We start from the raw sequence: 20,472 nt of genomic DNA, 5'->3' as shown, positions 1-20,472 counted from the left end.
ACTATAAAGATAATAAATTACTAAAATGGTTGCGTATAAAATTATTCTTCTGCTTTAGCTAATTTTATAGCATCTATGATTTTTTCTTCAAGCTCTTCCATCAATTCAGGATTGTCTTTAAGTAGGGTTTTTACCGCATCACGGCCTTGCCCTAATTTTGTATCTTCATAACTAAACCATGAACCAGCCTTTTTAACAATTTCATAATCTACACCTATGTCAATAATTTCTCCAATTTTTGAGATACCTTCACCATACATAATATCAAACTCAGCCATTTTAAAAGGTGGCGCTACTTTATTTTTGACAACTTTTACACGGGTTTTATTACCCATAACATCACTATTGCTGTTTTTAATTTGTGTAGAGCGTCTAATATCTAATCTTACCGAGGCATAAAACTTCAAAGCATTACCACCTGTTGTTGTTTCAGGGTTACCGAACATGACCCCTATTTTTTCACGTAATTGATTTATGAAGATAACCGTACAATTAGTTTTGCTAATAGATGAAGTTAATTTCCTTAAAGCTTGAGACATTAAACGTGCGTGAAGACCCATTTTAGAATCACCCATTTCACCTTCTATTTCGCTTTTAGGAGTAAGTGCAGCAACAGAATCTACAATCACGATATCGATAGCACCTGAACGAATAAGATTATCTGCAATTTCAAGAGCCTGCTCACCATGATCTGGCTGAGAAATAATTAGATTGTCTATATCTACACCTAGCTTTTCTGCATAGACGCGATCAAATGCATGTTCAGCATCGATAAATGCGGCTATTCCTCCTGCCTTTTGAGCTTCTGCAATAGCATGAAGGGTTAAAGTAGTTTTACCTGAAGATTCTGGACCATATATTTCTATAACTCTTCCTCTGGGATAGCCTCCAACACCTAAAGCTAAATCTAAACCTAAAGATCCCGAAGATATTGCATCAACATCTTCTACGGCTTGGTCACTCATTTTCATTACAGTACCTTTACCGTAGGTTTTATCTAATTTATCTAAAGTGAGTTTTAAAGCCTTTAATTTTGCGTCTTGTTCTTTATTATCTTTTGCCATAATTCAGATTTTCTAAATAACTTTTGATGTAAAAATACTATTTATATCAATAAACGTATTATTTTCACGCAACCAATTTATAGATAACTCATCTATTGTATAGAATTTAAAATGTGCACCTCTTTAAATTCAAACAGAAAGCCAATATTTTGGTAGACGGTTAGCTAGTTTTTTAGATAAGAAAACTAAGCGATGTTTATTTAATTATCTTAATAACGAATTAGCCCGTTAGAAAAAGTCCCCAAGAAGTGGGACTTTTTTCATTTCTAATCTTTTAGTTTACATTTGCATTTTAATCTTTCTTTAACTTAAATCTAGTATAGCATGCAACTGTACAATAAACTAAGTGCCAAAGAAAGGGAAGCCTTAATAGAGCAAGCTGGAGAAGAACGCTTGACACTTTCCTTTTATAAATATGCGAAAATTGGCAATCCGCAATTATTCAGAAACCACTTATTTGTTGCTTGGGACAATATGAATGTCTTAGGTAGAATTTATGTCGCTCACGAAGGAATTAACGCACAACTATCGGTTCCAGCAAAAGAGTTTTCTAAATTTAAAGCTTTTTTAGATGGTATCTACTTTTTAGAAAATGTTCGTTTAAATATTGCTATAGAACATGATGACAAATCATTTTTAAAACTCAAAATTAAAGTCCGTTCTAAAATTGTCGCTGATGGCTTAAATGATGAGAGCTTTGATGTTACCAATCGAGGTGTTCATGTAGATGCCGAACAGTTTAACGCTCTTATTGAAGATCCAGATACGGTTTTAGTAGATATGCGAAATCATTATGAAAGCGAAATAGGACACTTCAAAAATGCTGTTACACCAGATGTAGATACCTTTAGAGATTCTCTTGACATTATTGAAGCAGACCTAAAGGCGCATAAAGAAGATAAAAAATTAGTCATGTATTGTACCGGCGGTATTCGTTGCGAAAAAGCTAGTGCATATTATAAACACAAAGGCTTTAAAAATGTATATCAACTTGATGGTGGTATTATTGAGTATACAAGACAAGTTAACGAAAAAGGCTTAGAAAATAAATTCTTAGGCAAAAACTTTGTTTTTGATCACCGTCGTGGTGAGCGCATTTCTAATCATATCATAGCGCGCTGTCATCAATGTGGAGATCCCTGTGATACGCACGTCAATTGTGCAAATGAAGCTTGTCACTTACTGTTTATACAATGCGAAAAATGTGCACAAAAAATGAACGATTGCTGCTCAGATCACTGTAAGGAAGTTATTAAATTACCATATGAAGAGCAAAAAAAGCTACGCGCTGGAAAAAGAAACAGTAACAAAATATTTAAAAAAGGAAGGTCGCCTGTTTTAAAATTTAAATCTTTAAGCAAAAGCCTTCTTAATGAATAAAATTTTTAGCCGATCTTTTTGATGAGGTCGGCTAAACTTTCATCCCATTTTTTTAAGTGAAAATCACTAAAGTTTTTCTTTAACTTTTCTTTACTTAAAACAGAATATGGAGGACGTTTAGCTTTGGTTTTAAAACTTTCTATAGGTGTTATCTTTATATCTGAATTGTAAAGTTGTTTGATTTTCAAGCTGAAATCATACCAAGTTAATTCGCCTTCATTACTAAAATGGTACAAACCATATTTTATTGATTCTGAATTTACTAAATAGCAAATAAATTCTGCTAAGTCATTAGCATTAGTTGGTGTACCTAATTGCTCTGTAGTGATGGTAATTTCTTCAGTTTTGGCTTCAATTTTAGATTTTACAAAATTTAAAAAATTGCTTCGGTATTGTGAGTAGAGCCAAGAAGTTCTGATAATAAAATGATGGCAACCGCTAGCTTGTATGGCTTTTTCACCTTTAAGTTTAGAAGAGCCATAAACATTGATAGGCTGTGTGGTATCATTTTCTATGTAAGCTGTTTGTTTTTGACCATTAAACACATAATCGGTAGAGATGTGAATTAATACACAATTATATTGTTTACAGAGTTGTGCTAAATTTTTAACTGCTAAGTAGTTAATCTCATTAGCTTTTTTGGTCTCATCTTCAGCGGCTTCAACATTTGTGTATGCAGCGCAATTAATACAGAATTTAGGCTGCTCTGTGTTAAAAAAATCAGAGAGTAATTCTTTATTAGTTAAATCTAATTCAGACGAGCTTTTAAATTTAACAATTGATTTAAAGTTAGCAGAAATAGCTTGCAAACACAAGCCTAATTGACCGTTAGCTCCTGTTACTAAAACACTCATACTAAATAGCTTAAATACTGCTTCAGACTAGGATTATTTAAGTCTTTTTCAGACACAACTTGATGATCATTGGCTATGCCCCAATCTATATTTAAGGTTTCATCATTAAAAGCAATTCCGCGTTCTGATGCTTTATTGTAAAAGTTATCACATTTATAGGCAAAAATCGCTTCTTCTGAAAGGGTTGAAAATCCGTGAGCGAAACCTCGTGGGATAAATAATTGATGGTTATTATCATCATTCAACTTGTAGCAAAAACTCTGCTTAAAAGTTGAAGATTCAGGTCGTAAATCGATAATAACATCTAAAACTTCACCTTTAACCACACGTACTAATTTAGCTTGGGCAAAATCGCCAACTTGGAGGTGAAAACCACGTATAGCACCATATTTTGAGATTGACTGGTTGTCCTGAACAAATTTAACCTGATAACCAAGTACTTGCTCAAGATTGCCAGCTTTATACGTTTCTATAAAACTACCGCGATGATCTTTAAAAACATTTGGTTTTATAATATAGCAATTATTTAGCGGTGTAGCTTCAATGGTCATTCTTGTGTGTACTTTTGTAAATACCAGTCAATAGTTTTTTTAATACCAGATTCAAAGTTTTCATCTGCTAGCCAGCCTAATTCATTTTCTATTTTTGTGGCATCTATTGCATATCTAAAATCATGACCTGGACGATCTTTTACGAAAGTAATTTGAGTATTGTAAGAGGTTTGGTCTTTTTTTGGATTAACCTCATCAAGGATATCGCAAATTTTCTTTGCAATATAAAGGTTATCGCGCTCGTTACGTCCGCCAATATTATAGGTTTCGCCAAGCTTTCCATTTTTAATAGCAAGCATTATTCCTTTACAATGATCTTTAACATATAGCCAATCTCTAATGTTTTTGCCGTCGCCATAAATAGGAATTTCAGCACCGTTAATGGCTTTTCTAATAATAGTTGGAATTAGTTTTTCATCATGTTGATGTGGCCCATAATTGTTTGAACAATTCGTGGTTACTACAGGTAAGTTATAGGTATGAAAATAACTTCTCACAATAAAATCTGAAGAGGCTTTTGAAGCGCTATAAGGAGAGTTTGGGGCGTAAGCAGTTTTTTCTGTAAACAAGCCTGTTTCACCTAAAGTTCCATAAACCTCATCGGTTGAAACATGAAGAAAACGAGCTGAATTAAATTCTGGTTTGAGTTGATTTGGGCCAGACATCCAAAGTTTATAAGCTTCATGTACCAGGTTGAAGGTACCACGAATATTAGTATCGATAAAAGCGGCTGGATTTGTAATTGAATTATCTACATGTGATTCAGCAGCAAAATGAAATACATACTGAAATTGATATTTATCGAATAATTCTTTGACTAATTTTTCATCACAAATATCACCTTTTACAAAACTGTAATTATTGTAATCTGCGATCTCTATATTATTTAAATCTCCAGCATAGGTTAGCTTGTCTAAATTTACAAAATGAAATTTTTGTTCTGGTACAAAAAGATTGATAAAGTTACTGGCAATAAAACCAGCACCACCAGTGATTAAAATATTAGTCATCAGAGTTAGCTTGTAATTGGTTAGCTTTTTTATTTATAAAAATTAACAACTTAACACCAAAAAATAAGACAATCAACAGAAGCGGTAAGAGTATTTTTTTATGGTCTGTTAGGCTTTTATCTATTTGACTTGTTTTCGCATCGTTAAGTGGTTTAATGTAACCTTCTTCTCTCTCTATATCAAGTTTTAAATTATTAATTCCGCCCAAGAGATTCCTTTTTTCATCTAGCAATGCAGCAACATTTAAGTTGTTTTCAGAATTATAAAACGACGTAGCTTGACTATTATTTAAAAGCTTTTTGCTGTAGTTCGTTAAAATTGTATCAATTTGACGAATGTTTGTCTCGTAGGCTTCAATAGTATTCTTTTTGTTGCTTATCGCAATTTGATGGATTTTTTCTAATTTAATATTCGTCAAATATTTACTCTCAATTTGATTGTAAATCTCATTAATGTTAATGCCTTCATTATGATAAATTATCAATTTATGAAGTGTTGTATTAGAAACAATTGCTTTATTAATTTCTTCTTTATTGATGGCGTCTTGTTCACTTAAATATTCTAGGTAGACACTTTCTTCTTCGGTGATTGACTTAATATTAGTAATTGGCTTTAACTCGAAACTAATATTTTTAATTAAATCCATATCTAGATTTAATTTTTTACTAGCAACTTCAGGTCTGTTTAAAATATCCCAATTTAACTCCTCGATACTTTCATAGAGAAAATCTTTAGAATTATAAATAGCCTGAAGTGTTATGGTGGATTTTAAATTGGCACTGTTTTCTTTGTCTAAATAATAGCCTAAGCCACCACCAACTATAATTAAAGCTATAAACAAAATTGCATTACGCTTTATAAATAAAAATAAGCTCAAAATCAATAAACCGAGCTTATTGAATCCTTTTTTTATAAGATTAAAAAACTCAAATAAATCTATTTCGTCGTTGTTAGTTTTCTCTTGCATCTCTGAATATTTGGTAAAGAATTTTTTCTGTTATTAAGTAAGTAGGTTTAACACCGGTAGTACCCAAACCGCCTGAGGCTAAAGTACTTCCTGTCTCTAAAGGATTATCACTTGCGTAATAGGCATAACGTAATTTTACCTCTGGTGTAATATTATCGCGCAATCGGGCTGCAGCTTGAATCGCTTTTTGATAATGTGCACCTTCCATTTCTAAACCAATTACGCGCCAAGTTGAATCGTGAAAAAAGCTCAACAAGTCTCTATTTTGAAGTGATGTACCAAGTACTGTAACCATTGCGCCTTCAAAAGCTTTTAAACTACTATCCTGAAAATCGTTTAATGATAACTCATTTTTAAACGGATAATTGTCTGCTGTACCTTCAAATAAATGAGCTGTTGGAATCATTAAATCGCCTTTTCCGCCTTCTAAGATTCCTGCTTTACCCATAATAGAAATGGACTCAACATTCATATGTTTTGGCTCAGAACCATTAGGCTTAAACGGTTTTAAGAGTTCATCCATGGTTTCATAAGCTTGTTCTCCAAAAGCGTAATCCATCACAATAATAACCGGTGCATTTTTTGGATCTTCTAACTTGAAATCTTGTTCTGGATGCTTCAACTGGGCTGTATCAAATATTTGAACATCGATATTTGTTCCACTTGTGTCTTTAATTTGAAACATTCCACGAGACAAAGCTTCTTTTGTTACTTTTTCTCTTAATGCTGAATTTTTAGCATCACTTAAAGCTTCATATACTTGAAATCGGGTTTTGTTTTTACATAATTTTTGTAAAGCAATTGGTGCATAAAGTGTATTCATAACACTATGCATATTAGCACTAATTATATGTAAAGGTCTATCAAATAGTTCTTTTTCTAAAAGTTGCTGTTTAATATTATTAGCCCAAATTTCACCATGAATATGATGCCCTAGACGTTCTCTAACTACTGGACTAAAGGTTATTGTTCGCTTTTTATGGTGTAGAAATTCTTCTAAAGCTAATTGACCTAAATTGTAAATGAGATGTAAAAATTTATTTTCATTATTTTTTGTGGCAAATTTTGAATACACGGAGAGAACTTCTTCAAAAGTTCGGCCAATGATATTTGCCAAATGTGTTATGGCTATTTCTTTTTCTTTTTGGCTTAATTTGCTTGATTTTTTTACAGCCAATTCAAGTTTTAACCAATCGCGTGATAAATTTTCGTCTTTATCAATAACGATGGCTTTCATTATTTTATGAGACTCGATAAAGAGGAAAGTTAAATGTGTAAGAATATCATAAATTTCAGAGCGACCTCGTGTAATTTCAATATTCATCTGTTCTTCATCAATCCGATAGCAATTACGCCGACGTTTAGGAGGAATTATGGGCGTAAAATGTGAATTATTATAACCTTCATCACTAGTTAAATTAATGAAGCGACACTCCTCAATACCTTCTGGCAAACGTTCTATCACATAGTGTAGACCATTTAACTCAATTTTGTCTTCAGCTATCGTACCATAAATTTCTGGTCGTAATGTTAATAAAGCCTCTCGAAGGGTTTCGCCTGAAACACCCATAGGCTTATAAAATCCACGAATAAATAAATGACGCATTGTGATATACATGCGTTCTATGGCATTTGTGCTTTCTTGAGCTCTATTTCTACCCGTATGTTTTAATTGTGTCATGATTTAATTTATGGTGTAAAAGTAAACATTATCGCTTAAATTGTTCTAAGCTTTCGGCAATTTTACGGTCGTTAGATAGGCGTGGAACTTTGTTTTGACCTCCTAATTTACCTATACTTTCCATATGTTTGGCAAAACTATGTTTAGGTAAACTTGTTATTTTTAGGCATTGTAGCATCTGTCCTTCTCGTAAATCTTTATAATACGAGTTTTGCTGTTGTAAAGCTTGGTCTATTGCTTTAGCTAATTGACTCAAGTCTTTAGGTTTGTTGTTAAATTCAATAAACCACTCGTGGTAAGGTAAACCTTCTTTCGGATTAATTTGCGGGGCAACTGTAAATTCTGAAATTTCAATCGGAAATTGCTCCGAGGCGATTTGAAGTGATTCCTCTACCTCTTTTGCGATGACATGTTCTCCAAAGGCTGATGTAAAGTGTTTAATACGACCTGAAACTACTAGTCGGTATGGATTTTTATTAACAAACATGACTGTATCGCCTAAGTTGTAGCGCCATAATCCTGCATTGGTTGAAATAATCATGACGTAATTAACGTTAACTTCAACTGTAGCTATTGTATAAACTTGAGGATTTTCATCATAAAACTCTTCTGCTTTGATAAATTCATAAAATATTCCTGAATCTAATTGAAGTAGCATGCCTTTTTCTGTTTGTGAGTCTTGAAATGCAAAAAAACCTTCAGAAGCCGGATACAATTCAATACTGGCTATTTTACGCCCAATTAACTGTTCAAATTTTGATCGATAAGGCTCGTAATTAACTCCGCCATAAATAAAAAGTTCCAGATTTTTATAAAGTTTCCCTATAGGTTTTCCTGAATTTTCTACAAGTTTCTCAAAGTAGGTCTGTACCCAAGATGGAATACCGCTAAAAACCGTCATATCTTCTGAAATAGTTTCATTTACAACGGCATTGAGTTTAGTTTCCCAATCATCTATGCAATTGGTTTCCCAGCTTGGTAATCTATTTTTTTGGAGGTAGTTGGGAACAAAATGGGCTACAATTCCAGATAAACGTCCCAGTTTTATACCATTTTTTTCTTCGAGTTTAGGATTCCCTTGCAAAAAAATCATTTTGCCATCTACAAATTTTGAGCGACCCGTTTCTGCAATATAACATAAAATGGCATTCCGCGCCGCATTGATATGTGTTGGCATAGATGCTTTAGTTAATGGAATGTATTTAGCACCACTTGTTGTACCTGAAGTTTTGGCAAAATATAGTGGTTTTCCTGGCCATAAAATATTTGGTACACCTTCAACCACTTGATCTATGTAAGGTTTTAAAGCTTCGTAATCACGAATTGGAACATTTTTTCTGAAGGCTTCCGGAGTAGAAATAGTTTCAAAATGATGGTCTTTTCCAAATTGAGTTTCGCTAGCTGAAGCGATTAAAGTTTCAAAAACGCGCTGTTGTGTTTCAACAGGTTTAGAAGACCAATTTACTATTTTCTTGGTGATATGTTTCGCAAATAACTTTGCTGCAATTGATTTTATAGACATAGATTATTCTTCAAATGTTATATAATCTTGAGGATTTACAGGGTAACCATCTACCCAAAGTTCAAAATGAAGATGTGGCCCAGTTGAAAGCTCACCTGTGTTACCAGTAATGGCGATTACTTCGCCACTTTTTACTAAATCGCCTTGAGCTTTAAGCAATTCAGCATTGTGCTTATAAACTGAAATTAATCCAAAACTATGCTCTATAATAATCACGTAACCTGTTGAAGCAGTCCATTCTGAAAAAATAACAGTTCCATCAGCAACGGTTTTAACTGGTTTATCTTTAACGGTTACAATATCAACGGCATAATGTTTAATTTCGGCATTGTAAGCTTCGGTTATACGACCTGTTACAGGTGGAAATAGCGATAAATCGGTTTTTTGAACGGCTTGTTCTAATAAATTAAACTTATCGTTACTTTCAACTCTTTCACGTAATTTGTTTTCAGCTAATGTTGGTTGTAATTCTTCAGATTTAATATTCGAAATTTGAGTTTTATAAGTGCTATCTTCATTAAATTCTTCTACAGGAATTTCACCAGATAAAATGGCTCTAATAGATTGATAATAATTATTGTTAATGGCAACTTGGTTTTCAAGCGAATCTACTTTTAAGCTTAGTCTTGTAGCCTTTTGCTTTAAAGCTGAAGATGAATAGCCTGGAATGTATTCTTTTAGGGGTGTAAAAACTATTAAAACACTTGTGCCCACAATTAATAAAATACTAAAAATAACGCTTAAACTGATGACATTTAAGCGTGATAATTTAAAAGCAACGCGCTCTTCAAAGGTGTCTTCATTTAAAATAACAAGTCGATACTTGTGAAGCAGCTTTTCAGAAAATTTTTTTTTGTCTTTTTTTTTACGCTTAGTCATGTAATATTTGTAAGTCTTACAAAGATATAATAAAGTTAATTTCTGATTGTTTTTATATACTAAACCTTTGTTTTGTTTTTTTATTGCTAATTTTGCAATGCAATTTTAAGCTAATTATATGTTACAAGTAATTTACGGAATGATAGGTTGGCCTCAAATCGTCTTAATAGCAGTTGTTATTTTATTGTTGTTTGGAGGCCGTAAAATACCAGAATTAATGCGTGGTTTAGGTAGTGGAATTAAAGAATTTAAGGACGCTTCTAAAGAAGAAGATGGTGAAAGTAAAGCTAACGGTAACGACGAAAAATCGTTAAAATAACACCTTTTATTTTTAATATCAGCCTGAGTTTTTAACTCAGGTTTTTTTTTGCCAATATTTTAAATGCAATTGCTGACCATCAAACTTGGCATAAGTAAAATGCGAAATCCAATCACCTAAATTTAAATAAGTAGACTTTTCGTTAAGTTCAATCTCCATCGGTAAATGCCGGTGGCCAAACACAAAGTAATCATAATGCTCAAATTCGAGTTTACGTTTAGCATATTGCGCTAACCATTCGTTTTCTTCACCTAAAAACTTAGCATCTTCATCACCTGAAATTAATTTATTTTTAACCGACAAATGCTTGGCTAACCTCACACCTAAATCGGGATGTAGCCAACGAAATAGGAATTTAGAAAAAGAATTGGTAAACACTTTTTTCATGCGTTTATAACCCTTATCACCTGGGCCGAGACCATCGCCATGACCAATTAAAAATTTAGTGTTATTTAGTTCAAAAAATTGAGGTTGATGAAACGTATGAATCCCTAATTCATCTTCAAAATAAGAGTCCATCCATAAGTCGTGATTACCAACAAAAAAATAAATAGGAATACCACTATCTGCAATTTCAGATAATTTCCCTAAAACTCTCACAAAACCTTTAGGCACAACTTGTTTATACTCAAACCAAAAATCAAAAAGATCTCCAAGAAGAAAAATGGCCGCAGCATCAGTTTTAATTTCATCTAAAAATTCAACAAAAATTTTTTCGCGCTTCAAGCTTTCAGCTGGCGTCGGCGCTCCTAAATGCTGATCTGAAGCAAAATAAACCTGTTGACCTGATGGTATTTTCATAAATCTTAAAATGCCAAATATACTAAAGCTTTTTAACAGCAAATTGAATATTTCAATGCAAAAAACAATTTACATTTACAAAAAAATAAAATTATGATTTTAAAAATAACTTCAGCTATATTCATTTTCTTTTCATTAACAAGCATTGCTCAAACCAAAACCTACGAAATTGATCAAGATTTTAATCGCATTAAAATTACCAATAAAATTAATGCAGAAATAATTCCTGGTGCCAAAGAAACTAAAGTTGTAGTTGAAGGTTACGGTAGTGAAGATTTAAAATGGAATGTAAAGCAAGGTGAATTAAAGCTGAGTTTACCTTTAGATGAACTTTTTTCTGAAAGCGACACCAAAGTAAAATTGTATGTTAATTCATTTATTGCATTAACATTAAATAATGCTGCTGAGGTTGAAGTAACCGAGAAACTAACCCAAAAACATCTAGAGATTGATGTTTCTGAAGGCAGCTTTCTCAGCGCAGAATTAGATGTTAAAGACTTAAGGATTAAAAGTGTAACAGGTGCCACTGTTCAATTAAGAGGTGAAGCCAAGCACTATTATTGCACAGTTAAAACAGGCGCCATGGCAAACACTAAGCATTTAATTAGCAATAATGCTGATGTAAAAGTAAGTTACGGTGGTAGTATTCGTGCAAACGCTACCAAAAGTATTCGAGCTGCTGTTACAGCTGGTGGAACAATTTATATATATGGTAATCCTTCAAAAATTGACCAAAAAACAAAATTAGGTGGTGAAATTAAACGAATGTCTAAACTAGACTAAACTGAAAAATACCCAAACCTATCATTATCCATAAAAGCAACTCTTTATAAATAAGTTTTAAACCTTTAATTTGAAGAATATTTCCTGTTAAAAAAGCTAAGCCTAAACTTATAAACATAAAATTAATCGGCTTAAAATTAGCACTAAACAAGCTATAGATAGTATAGAGAACAAGTAAAATAAGCAGTAAACTCAAATTACGTTGTTGATTAAGTTTTAAAGGTCTATAAATAGGCGACATAAAGATAACGAGAACAATACCTAGAATAATAAGCACATATAAGTTTAGAAGTTGCGGTAGGGCATACCTAAAATCAATTTTAAAATCGAAATGTGGTAAAAGGCTCAAGTAATTTGGGGCAGTATCTTCAAAAACTAAAACAGTTGCTAAATGAAGAATTAGGCCACATACAAAACCTAAAAAACCAAGTAGAAAAAATTTAAAATGATGTCCTGCATAAAAGACAGCCGCAAACAAAATTAAAAGTAATAGTAAACTATGGCTTGAATTGCACAATACAGCCCAAAAAGTCCAAAAACCAGCATCAAAAAGTTTTTTAGAAATATCAATTTGAGACTTTAAACTTAATAAACGCCTTAAAGCCAAAAGGATAAATAGTAATCCTAATATTTCAATAGGCGATTTGAAAATTACTTGATTTATGCTGCTTAGCACACAAAACATTAATAGACTGTATGAATGCTGTTCTTGAAACTTATTTTTCTTTACAATAAAATCAATTAAAAACGCACAACTTAAAATAGCAATTCCACCTAAAAAACTTTTTAAGAAAGTAAGTTCAGAAAGGTGAAAAACAGCATACATCACATAACTTAAACCTAAGTAAGCTAAAAGAAAAACAAGTTGAATAGGTTTTGATTGTGAAAAAAATCTTGTTAGCATGCTTCAATTTATTACTTTTGCAGTGTAATTTAATTTATTTAGTCATGAAAGATTTAATGTTAGCTATACAATCATTATTCGAAGATGTTTTATTTCTACCTCTAGATGCATTACGCACATTACAAGACTCATCTTGGTGGGCTGCTAACGGATTAAATTGGTTGTTCATGCTAATTGTATTTGTAGCCTTTGTTTATTGGATGAAGCAACTTAAAACCTTCAACGATAATAATGAAGAAAATCGCGATCCTAAGGCACATTCATTTTTAGGTAAAGATGCAGATTTAAGCTAAGTCTTTTCCTATATCAGTTCGATAGTATTTATTTTTAAATGAAATTTTATCAATGCTGTTGTAAGCTTTTTTCAACGCATTTTTAAAATTTAAATCAAAAGCAGTAACGGCAATTACTCGACCTCCATTGGTTAATGTTTTGCCGTTTTTTTCTGTTGTGCCGGCATGGCAAATAAAAATATCTTGATTGTTGATTGTTTCTAATCCTAAAATTTCTTCGCCTTTATTGTAGGCTTCAGGATAACCTCCTGAAACTAACATCACAGTTGTAGCACTTTTCTCATCAATATCTAATTGAAGTGAATTGATTTGTGAAGTGGCAGTTTTAGTTAATGCATCAACTAAATCTGTTTTTATACGTGGTAACACAACTTCAGTTTCTGGGTCGCCCATTCTAACATTATATTCAATTACATAAGGTTCATCTTCAACTTTCATCAAACCTATAAACACAAAGCCTTTATAATCAATTTCCTCTTTTGCTAAGCCATTAATGGTTGGCTTTATAATTTTATCTTCCACTTTTTTCATGAATAGTTCATCAGCAAACGGAACTGGAGAAACAGCTCCCATTCCACCGGTGTTTAAACCTGTGTCACCTTCACCTATTCGCTTGTAGTCTTTCGCATTAGGTAAAATGGCATAATCTTTACCATCGGTAAGTACAAAAACACTAAGTTCAATACCGTCAAGAAATTCTTCAATAACTACCTTTTGAGAAGCTGAACCAAATTTTTGGTTGGTAAGCATGTTTGAAAGTTCTTGCTTAGCTTCTTTAAGATTATCAAGAATTAAAACACCTTTACCGCCAGCTAATCCGTCGGCTTTTAAGACATAAGGTGGTTGTAAAGATTCTAAAAAGTTAAATCCTTGTGTTAATGTTTCTGATGTAAAGCTTTGGTAGGTTGCTGTAGGAATATTATGAGATTTCATGAATTCTTTAGCGCGCTTTTTACTACCTTCAAGTTCAGCACCTTTTTTTGAAGGGCCAATAATCATTAAATCTTTAAAGTTTGGTTTGGCATTAAAATAATCAGTAATACCATCAACTAATGGCGCTTCGGGACCAACAATAAGCATCTTTATATTGTTGCGTTTAATAATATCGGCAATAGCATCAAAATTACTCAAATCTACTTCCACATTAGTGGCAATTTGCTTTGTCCCTGCATTTCCAGGTGCAATAAAGATTTGATCGGCTTGCGGACTTAAGTGTAATTGATGCGCTATGGTATGCTCACGACCACCACTTCCTAAAACTAAGATATTCATGATTAAACGACTTAAGGTTATGGCATCAAAAATAATTGTTTGTAAATTGCTACCCTAATCAATTTTAAGAAAATACGTGAATCGGTTTGAACGCGTTTTAAGTTGGCAGGGATTTCCTATTTCAGCGGCCAAAACAAAGCTTGAGCAAATTATAAGGGCTTTAAAAAATAATGCTCAAGACTATACAGAAACTTCAAAATGGAATATTTTTAATTACCATAAATTTCATAATTCTCACTACCGTCATTTACTTAATAATCAACCCATTTCTTGTTGGGAAGATATTCCTATCATGACAAAGCAAGACTTACAAGTTAGTCTTGAGCAACGATTAAGTAAAGATTTTTCGGCTAAATCGGTTTATGTTAATAAAACCTCAGGTTCAAGCGGACACCCTTTTACATTTGCAAAAGATAAACCAGCACACGCCTTAACATGGGCACATATTATTAGTTTGTATCAACAGCATGACATTGACATGAGTCAATCTTATGAAGCCAGATTTTATGGTATTCCAAAAGATTTTATAAGTAACAAAAAAGAACGCCTTAAAGATGTCTTTGCACATCGATTTCGCTTTGATATATTTGATTTATCTGATGATAAGCTTGAAGGTTTTTTAAAGGAATTTAAGCGAAAACCATTTGAGCTAATTAATGGTTACACAAGCTCTATTGTTATGTTTGCCAAATATTTAAAAGCAAAGCATATTAATTTAAAAACGGCTTGCCCTAGCTTAAAAGCTTGCATCACAACGAGTGAAATGCTATTTGATTCTGACCGAAGGCTATTAGAAGAAGTTTTAGGTGTTACAATCATAAATGAATATGGGGCAAGCGAACTCGATGTAATTGCTTTTGAAAATACTGAAGGTGAATGGCAAATTAACAACAAAACCCTGTTAGTTGAAGTTGTAGATGATCACCATAATGTGCTGCCCAATGGAGAAGAAGGCCATCTGGTAGTAACAAGCTTATATAATAAAGCGCATCCTTTTATCCGCTATAAAATTGGTGATGTTGGTGTTATTAGTAAAAAGAGTACAGCTGAACATCAAATTTTGAAAAAGTTGACAGGACGCACAAATCAGTTTGCTATTTTACCTAGCGGAAAACGCATTCCAGCCCTAAGTTTTTATTATGTTACCAAATCGGTTATCGAAGACTCTGGCGATGTAAAAGAAATTAAAGTTATTCAAGAAACTGAAGCCGAATTTAAAATTGAATATGTTTCTGAAAATGAATTAACTGATCGTCAAAAAAATAAAATTACCAAAGCTATTGAAACTTATTTAGAACCTAATTTAAAGGTTAGTTTTAAAAAATTCACGACCTTAGAGCGCTCTAAAAGCGGAAAGCTAAAACAATTTATATCTAAACTTAACCAACATGCTTAAAATTACAATTATTGCAGGTGCAAGACCTAACTTTATGAAAATTGCACCCATCATTGCAGCCATTAACAACGCCAAATCTAAGGGTAAAGCTATTGATTATAGATTAGTGCATACAGGACAACATTACGATAAAAACTTGAGCGACACCTTTTTTGAAGAGCTTAATATTCCGCATCCAGATGTAAATTTAGAAGTTAAAAGCGGTTCTCAAGCAGAACAAACGGCTCAAATAATGACAAAATTTGAAACAGAATTGTTATCAAATCCTGCTGATTTAGTTCTTGTTGTAGGTGATGTAACCTCAACCATGGCTTGCGCAATTGTAGCTAAAAAATTACATGTTGATGTTGCCCATGTTGAAGCGGGCATACGCTCGGGTGATTTAAAAATGCCGGAAGAGATTAACCGCATGGTTACCGACAGCATTACAGATTACTTCTTTACCACAACCAAATTAGCCAATGAAAATTTGCTAAATTCTGGAAAAACTGAAGAACAGCTATTTTTAGTAGGTAATGTCATGATTGATACCTTATTTAAAAATATGGATCGACTTAAAAAACCTGATTTTTGGGATAAATTAGGCTTAGAAAGTAAGTCCTATTATGTCATGACACTTCATCGCCCATCTAATGTTGACGAAGAACAACAATTAACCGACTTAATTTCAACCATCGTCGAAAAATCTGAAGGAAAACCAATTATTTTCCCAGTTCACCCAAGAACAAAAAAACTACTTCAAAATCTTAATCTTAACTATAATCAGCTTCATTATGTAGAGCCACAAGGTTATTTAAATTTTATTTATTTAATTAAAAACGCTTTTGCTGTACTCACTGATTCAGGCGGTATTACTGAAGAAACAACTATGATGAATGTACCGTGCATGACCTTTAGAGATTCTACTGAAAGACCTGAAACTTGCGAGATTGGCTCTAATGAATTAGTAGGTTCAGACATTTCTAAAATAGACAAAGCCTTTGACCGTTTAAATGCTGGACAATGGAAACAAGCTCAAGCGCCATTTTTATGGGATGGAAAAACTTCAGAAAGAATTGTAGATGAATTGCTGAAGTTATATGAAGTCTAAAGACGATATTTTAATAATTACAAGTTATTTTCCTCCAGAAACAGGTGCTGCTTCTAACCGTATTTTTGCGCTTTCAGAACAATTAAAACATCATAAGTATAAAGTTAAGGTACTATCGCCTTTACCTAATTACCCTTATGGAAAGGTATTTGGAGCTTATCGCAACAAATTCAAGGTAAACGAAATATATAAGCAAATTCCTGTCACGCGTCTGTTTATTTTTGCCAGCAAGTCTAACAATAAATTTATACGTCTATTTTCTATCCTTAGCTACGCCATTAGCTTGTTTTTTTATTTATTAATAACCAAAACACCACAAAAACAAATCATTCAATGTTCGCCCTTATTTGTTGGTTTTTTTGCTGTTCTTGCAGGTAGATTAAGAGGTAAAACTCTTATTCTAAATGTGTCGGATCTGTGGCCACTTGCTGGGCTTGAAATGGGCATTTTATCAAAAGGTCTATACTATCGCATTTTAGAATATATTGAAGGCTTTATTTACAAGCATTCAGACCGAATTATTGGTCAATCTGAAGAAATTTTAACCCACGTTAAAAAAACCATTAAAACCTCAACTAAGCCATTATTTTTATATCGAAACTTTCCTCAGTTTAATTTACCTAAATCATCTGTTGAAGTAGCTCAAGATGAAATTAAGTTTGTCTATGCTGGTCTATTAGGCATCGCTCAAGGTATTGAAGAAATTTGTAAGCAAGTAAATTTTCCTGAAAATTCAAGCTTTCACATTTATGGTGATGGCCCAAAAGCTGATGAAGTTAAAGCCATTGTTAAAAATCATAAGCGTATTTTTTATCATGGAAGTTTATCGAGAAACGAGCTACATAAAACCCTGATGCCATATAATGTAACTATAATTCCACTTAAAAATCGAATTTATGGATCGGTTCCATCTAAAATATTTGAATATAGTAAGCTAGGTTTACCTATTCTTTTCTTTTCTGATGGCGAAGGTGCTGACGTTGTTGAGCAATTAGGTTTGGGTATAGCACAACGTGAAATTGATTATAAGCAGCTTGAGCGTAATATAAAACAAATCGTACAACAAGAAATTAATCTGCCAACAAAAGCTGAAGTTTTAGCTATTTCAAAACAAGCATTTAATTTAGAAACGCAGTTTAAAGCGTTTGAGCAAAGCTGTTTAAATTATACCGAATCTACCATAAAACAAGACAAATAAATAGTTTCTAATTGCCTCTTTCTCTTCCTTTAAAAAAAGAAACGTGCGTAAGCTATGCTTAATTTTTTTGCCTTGATTTAGACAATTATAATTCGATTTCTTTTTATCTAATTTCATAAAATATTTGGTATTAGTAAGCTTTTTTATCACCTTTAATGGCATTAATAAGTGTTTGAATAATCACTTTTGAATCCATTAAAACCGACCAGTTTTCAAGATAGAAGATATCGTATTTAACACGATTAATAATATCTTGCTCTGTTTCTACTTCACCTCTATAACCATTTACTTGTGCTAAGCCTGTTATACCAGGTTTTACAAAATGCCTTACCATAAACTTGTCGATACTTTCAGCATACATGTTGGTATGGCTAACCATGTGTGGTCGAGGTCCTACAACGCTCATATCGCCTAATAATACATTATAAAATTGTGGTAGCTCGTCTATACTAGTTTTACGCATAAATCGACCAATAGCTGTTATACGTCTATCGTTTTTTCTAACTTGGTGAATATCGGCCTCAGGATTGGGCTTCATCGACCTGTATTTAAAACAATAAAATTCTTTGTTATTTCGGCCGTTACGTTTTTGCTTAAAAAATACTGGACCTTTAGATTCTATTTTGATAATAATCGCTAGTAAAGGTGTTAACCATGACAATAAACCAACTAAAACTACAGTAGCAAAAACAAAATCGAAAGTCCTTTTAATGATTCTGTTAACATTATCGTCTAGTGGAATTTTACGCAATGATATAATTGGTAAAACACCATAGTAATCATACTGAATTTGTTTAGAATAAACATCTTTATTATCAGGAATAAACTTAAGCACCTTCAGATTGTTATCGGCAAAATCAATAAGTAAATTGACTTGTTCATCACTTAGTTGGCCGACTGATGCATAAATTTCATCTATATCATGATCGATCACATAACTAAAAATTTCACGGATAATTGGTTCTTTAATTTGAAATACTTTTTGGCATTTATAGCCATAATCAGGGTTGTTTTCGAAAAAACTATACAGTTGAAGCGAACGTTTTGAGTTTCCTATAATTATTGTATTTCTAAAGTTGCCACCTAATACTTTTCGATAGCGTTTTAATAAATAATAAACCGATAGCTTAGCGATACCAATACTTGACATCACTGCAACAACAAACCATATTAAGTAATTATTAGGTACTTTTATGGCGTCTGTAAAGCCGTAAAAAGCAAAAACAACTAAAGCAAAAACAATAGTTTGAATGGCTATTAAGCTAAGTATTCGTGTTACCCTTGTAAATCTGTAGACCTCGTAAAATTTGGTTTTAAGGGAAACAATCAGCCAACATATAAAAAGATAAGCAAAAAATAGACCGTAATCAGCTAAATTGAGCTGTAAGAAATAAGCAAAAAATGCGATGATAAAAAAATCTATCGCATATGAAATTGGCCTAAGATAACCAGAATATCTGCCTATTCGTTGTTTCATTACTTTTTGTTGTGTGCTGAAAAATCTTTGTGTTCACTTCTTTGCAACTCTTCGGGCGTTAAGGATTTGAAGTAATTATAAGTTGTTCTCATACCTTCTTCACGATTGACTTTTGGCTCCCAGCCTAAAACCGATTTGGCGCGCTCTATATTGGGTTGCCGTTGCATTGGGTCGTCTTTTGGGAGTGGTTTAAAAACAATTTTTTGTTTTGTTCCTGTGAGCTTTATAATTTCTTCTGCAAAGTCTAAAATTGATATTTCGTGAGGATTACCAATATTAACAGGCTCTGCATAATCACTTAATAGTAACTTATAAATACCATCAACTTGATCATCGACATAGCAAAATGAACGGGTTTGTGAGCCGTCGCCAAAAACAGTTAAATCTTCACCTCTTAAGGCTTGACCAATAAAGGCTGGAATTACGCGACCATCATTTAAGCGCATACGTGGACCATAGGTGTTAAAAATACGAACAATTCGTGTTTCTAAACCGTGAAAGCGATGATAGGCCATCGTTATAGATTCTTGAAAACGCTTAGCTTCGTCATAAACGCCTCGTGGACCTATAGTATTTACATTACCATAATAATCTTCGGTTTGTGGATGAACTAAAGGGTCGCCATAAACTTCAGATGTTGATGCAATTAAGATTCTAGCATTTTTTTCTTTAGCTAAACCTAGCAGATTATGTGTTCCTAAAGAGCCAACTTTTAAGGTTTGAATAGGAATTTTAAGATAATCTATCGGGCTTGCTGGTGAGGCAAAATGCAAAATGTAATCTAACTGACCAGCCACATGAACAAATTTTGAAACATCGTGATTGTAAAACTCAAATTGTTCTAGTTTAAATAAATGCTCGATATTTTTTAAATCGCCTGTAATAAGGTTATCCATCCCGATAACACGGTAACCTTCTTTTATAAATTTATCGCAAAGATGAGATCCTAAAAATCCTGCTGCGCCGGTAATAAGTATGCTTTTCATGTAAAATTTAATTTTATGCTAAGGATGAATATTATCAGAGAAACT

20 protein-coding genes are annotated in these 20,472 nt (G+C 32.8%); 7 read left to right on the top strand and 13 right to left on the bottom strand.

Translation table 11 applies throughout. The annotated features are described in order from the left end of the window. Positions 1 to 41: 41 nt before the first annotated feature. Positions 42 to 1,064 (bottom strand): recombinase RecA, encoded by a 1,023-nt coding sequence (gene recA / locus IMZ30_RS05625; RefSeq protein WP_207039572.1) that lies wholly within the window; start codon positions 1,062 to 1,064, stop codon positions 42 to 44. Positions 1,065 to 1,388: 324 nt separating this feature from the next. Here recA and IMZ30_RS05620 point away from each other — a divergent pair, with 324 nt between their 5' ends. Beyond that, complete coding sequence (locus IMZ30_RS05620) at positions 1,389 to 2,444, top strand: rhodanese-related sulfurtransferase (RefSeq protein WP_207039571.1); 1,056 nt, start codon at positions 1,389 to 1,391, stop codon at positions 2,442 to 2,444. Positions 2,445 to 2,449: 5 nt separating this feature from the next. On the opposite strand, the gene rfbD is transcribed toward IMZ30_RS05620, so the two are convergent. From rfbD to IMZ30_RS05585, 7 genes are read right to left on the bottom strand one after another with little or no spacing between them, the layout of a single operon-like run. Further along, entirely contained in the window at positions 2,450 to 3,298 is an 849-nt protein-coding gene (rfbD, locus tag IMZ30_RS05615; protein ID WP_207039570.1) for a dTDP-4-dehydrorhamnose reductase, read from the bottom strand. Then, positions 3,295 to 3,849 carry a dTDP-4-dehydrorhamnose 3,5-epimerase gene (gene rfbC, locus IMZ30_RS05610; RefSeq protein ID WP_207039569.1) on the bottom strand — a complete coding sequence of 185 codons (555 nt, stop codon included), beginning with the start codon at positions 3,847 to 3,849 and terminating at the stop codon, positions 3,295 to 3,297. Before rfbC ends, rfbD begins: the two co-directional genes overlap by 4 nt. Then, a complete protein-coding gene (gene rfbB, locus IMZ30_RS05605) occupies positions 3,846 to 4,859 on the bottom strand; it encodes a dTDP-glucose 4,6-dehydratase (RefSeq protein ID WP_207039568.1) in 1,014 nt (337 codons plus the stop codon). Before rfbB ends, rfbC begins: the two co-directional genes overlap by 4 nt. Further along, on the bottom strand, positions 4,852 to 5,826 hold the full coding sequence (locus tag IMZ30_RS05600) for a hypothetical protein (RefSeq protein ID WP_207039567.1): 975 nt from the start codon (positions 5,824 to 5,826) through the stop codon (positions 4,852 to 4,854). Before IMZ30_RS05600 ends, rfbB begins: the two co-directional genes overlap by 8 nt. Then, positions 5,810 to 7,507, bottom strand: a complete 1,698-nt coding sequence (locus tag IMZ30_RS05595; protein WP_207039566.1) for a DUF6909 family protein — start codon at positions 7,505 to 7,507, stop codon at positions 5,810 to 5,812. The genes IMZ30_RS05600 and IMZ30_RS05595 overlap by 17 nt, the downstream gene beginning before the upstream one ends. Positions 7,508 to 7,535: 28 nt before the next feature. After that, positions 7,536 to 9,029: a GH3 auxin-responsive promoter family protein gene (locus IMZ30_RS05590; protein WP_207039565.1), complete on the bottom strand. Its 1,494-nt coding sequence runs from the start codon at positions 9,027 to 9,029 to the stop codon at positions 7,536 to 7,538. Positions 9,030 to 9,032: 3 nt separating this feature from the next. Then, positions 9,033 to 9,908 carry a M23 family metallopeptidase gene (locus tag IMZ30_RS05585; protein WP_207039564.1) on the bottom strand — a complete coding sequence of 292 codons (876 nt, stop codon included), beginning with the start codon at positions 9,906 to 9,908 and terminating at the stop codon, positions 9,033 to 9,035. 118 nt (positions 9,909 to 10,026) lie between these two features. Between IMZ30_RS05585 and IMZ30_RS05580 the strand changes: the two genes are divergently transcribed. Then, complete coding sequence (locus IMZ30_RS05580) at positions 10,027 to 10,227, top strand: twin-arginine translocase TatA/TatE family subunit (protein WP_207039563.1); 201 nt, start codon at positions 10,027 to 10,029, stop codon at positions 10,225 to 10,227. Positions 10,228 to 10,263: 36 nt separating this feature from the next. Here IMZ30_RS05580 and IMZ30_RS05575 read toward each other — a convergent pair whose 3' ends face one another. Further along, positions 10,264 to 11,028: a UDP-2,3-diacylglucosamine diphosphatase gene (locus IMZ30_RS05575; RefSeq protein WP_207039562.1), complete on the bottom strand. Its 765-nt coding sequence runs from the start codon at positions 11,026 to 11,028 to the stop codon at positions 10,264 to 10,266. Between the two features lie 93 nt (positions 11,029 to 11,121). On the opposite strand from IMZ30_RS05575, the gene IMZ30_RS05570 reads away from it, so the two are divergent. Then, positions 11,122 to 11,811 (top strand): head GIN domain-containing protein, encoded by a 690-nt coding sequence (locus tag IMZ30_RS05570; RefSeq protein ID WP_207039561.1) that lies wholly within the window; start codon positions 11,122 to 11,124, stop codon positions 11,809 to 11,811. On the opposite strand, the gene IMZ30_RS05565 is transcribed toward IMZ30_RS05570, so the two are convergent. Then, positions 11,798 to 12,715, bottom strand: a complete 918-nt coding sequence (locus IMZ30_RS05565) for a hypothetical protein (protein WP_207039560.1) — start codon at positions 12,713 to 12,715, stop codon at positions 11,798 to 11,800. The two genes, IMZ30_RS05570 and IMZ30_RS05565, sit on opposite strands and share 14 nt — an antisense overlap. A 44-nt stretch (positions 12,716 to 12,759) precedes the next feature. On the opposite strand from IMZ30_RS05565, the gene IMZ30_RS05560 reads away from it, so the two are divergent. After that, complete coding sequence (locus IMZ30_RS05560) at positions 12,760 to 13,008, top strand: DUF6341 family protein (RefSeq protein ID WP_073192545.1); 249 nt, start codon at positions 12,760 to 12,762, stop codon at positions 13,006 to 13,008. On the opposite strand, the gene purD is transcribed toward IMZ30_RS05560, so the two are convergent. Continuing rightward, positions 13,000 to 14,280 carry a phosphoribosylamine--glycine ligase gene (gene purD / locus IMZ30_RS05555; RefSeq protein WP_207039559.1) on the bottom strand — a complete coding sequence of 427 codons (1,281 nt, stop codon included), beginning with the start codon at positions 14,278 to 14,280 and terminating at the stop codon, positions 13,000 to 13,002. The two genes, IMZ30_RS05560 and purD, sit on opposite strands and share 9 nt — an antisense overlap. Before the next feature lie 76 nt (positions 14,281 to 14,356). On the opposite strand from purD, the gene IMZ30_RS05550 reads away from it, so the two are divergent. The 3 genes from IMZ30_RS05550 to IMZ30_RS05540 are packed head-to-tail and all read left to right on the top strand — an operon-like array spanning position 14,357 to position 17,964. Continuing rightward, a complete protein-coding gene (locus tag IMZ30_RS05550; RefSeq protein ID WP_207039558.1) occupies positions 14,357 to 15,676 on the top strand; it encodes a phenylacetate--CoA ligase family protein in 1,320 nt (439 codons plus the stop codon). Beyond that, positions 15,669 to 16,766, top strand: a complete 1,098-nt coding sequence (gene wecB, locus IMZ30_RS05545) for a non-hydrolyzing UDP-N-acetylglucosamine 2-epimerase (RefSeq protein WP_207039557.1) — start codon at positions 15,669 to 15,671, stop codon at positions 16,764 to 16,766. The genes IMZ30_RS05550 and wecB overlap by 8 nt, the downstream gene beginning before the upstream one ends. After that, entirely contained in the window at positions 16,756 to 17,964 is a 1,209-nt protein-coding gene (locus tag IMZ30_RS05540; protein ID WP_207039556.1) for a glycosyltransferase family 4 protein, read from the top strand. The genes wecB and IMZ30_RS05540 overlap by 11 nt, the downstream gene beginning before the upstream one ends. Positions 17,965 to 18,094: 130 nt before the next feature. Here IMZ30_RS05540 and IMZ30_RS05535 read toward each other — a convergent pair whose 3' ends face one another. Then, complete coding sequence (locus tag IMZ30_RS05535; RefSeq protein WP_207039555.1) at positions 18,095 to 19,441, bottom strand: exopolysaccharide biosynthesis polyprenyl glycosylphosphotransferase; 1,347 nt, start codon at positions 19,439 to 19,441, stop codon at positions 18,095 to 18,097. Further along, positions 19,441 to 20,427, bottom strand: a complete 987-nt coding sequence (locus IMZ30_RS05530) for a UDP-glucuronic acid decarboxylase family protein (RefSeq protein WP_207039554.1) — start codon at positions 20,425 to 20,427, stop codon at positions 19,441 to 19,443. Before IMZ30_RS05530 ends, IMZ30_RS05535 begins: the two co-directional genes overlap by 1 nt. Positions 20,428 to 20,472 lie beyond the last annotated feature (45 nt).

Source organism: Psychroflexus sp. ALD_RP9, assembly GCF_017311165.1.
Classification (GTDB): domain Bacteria; phylum Bacteroidota; class Bacteroidia; order Flavobacteriales; family Flavobacteriaceae; genus Psychroflexus.
This window is presented reverse-complemented; position numbering and strand designations above follow the sequence as displayed.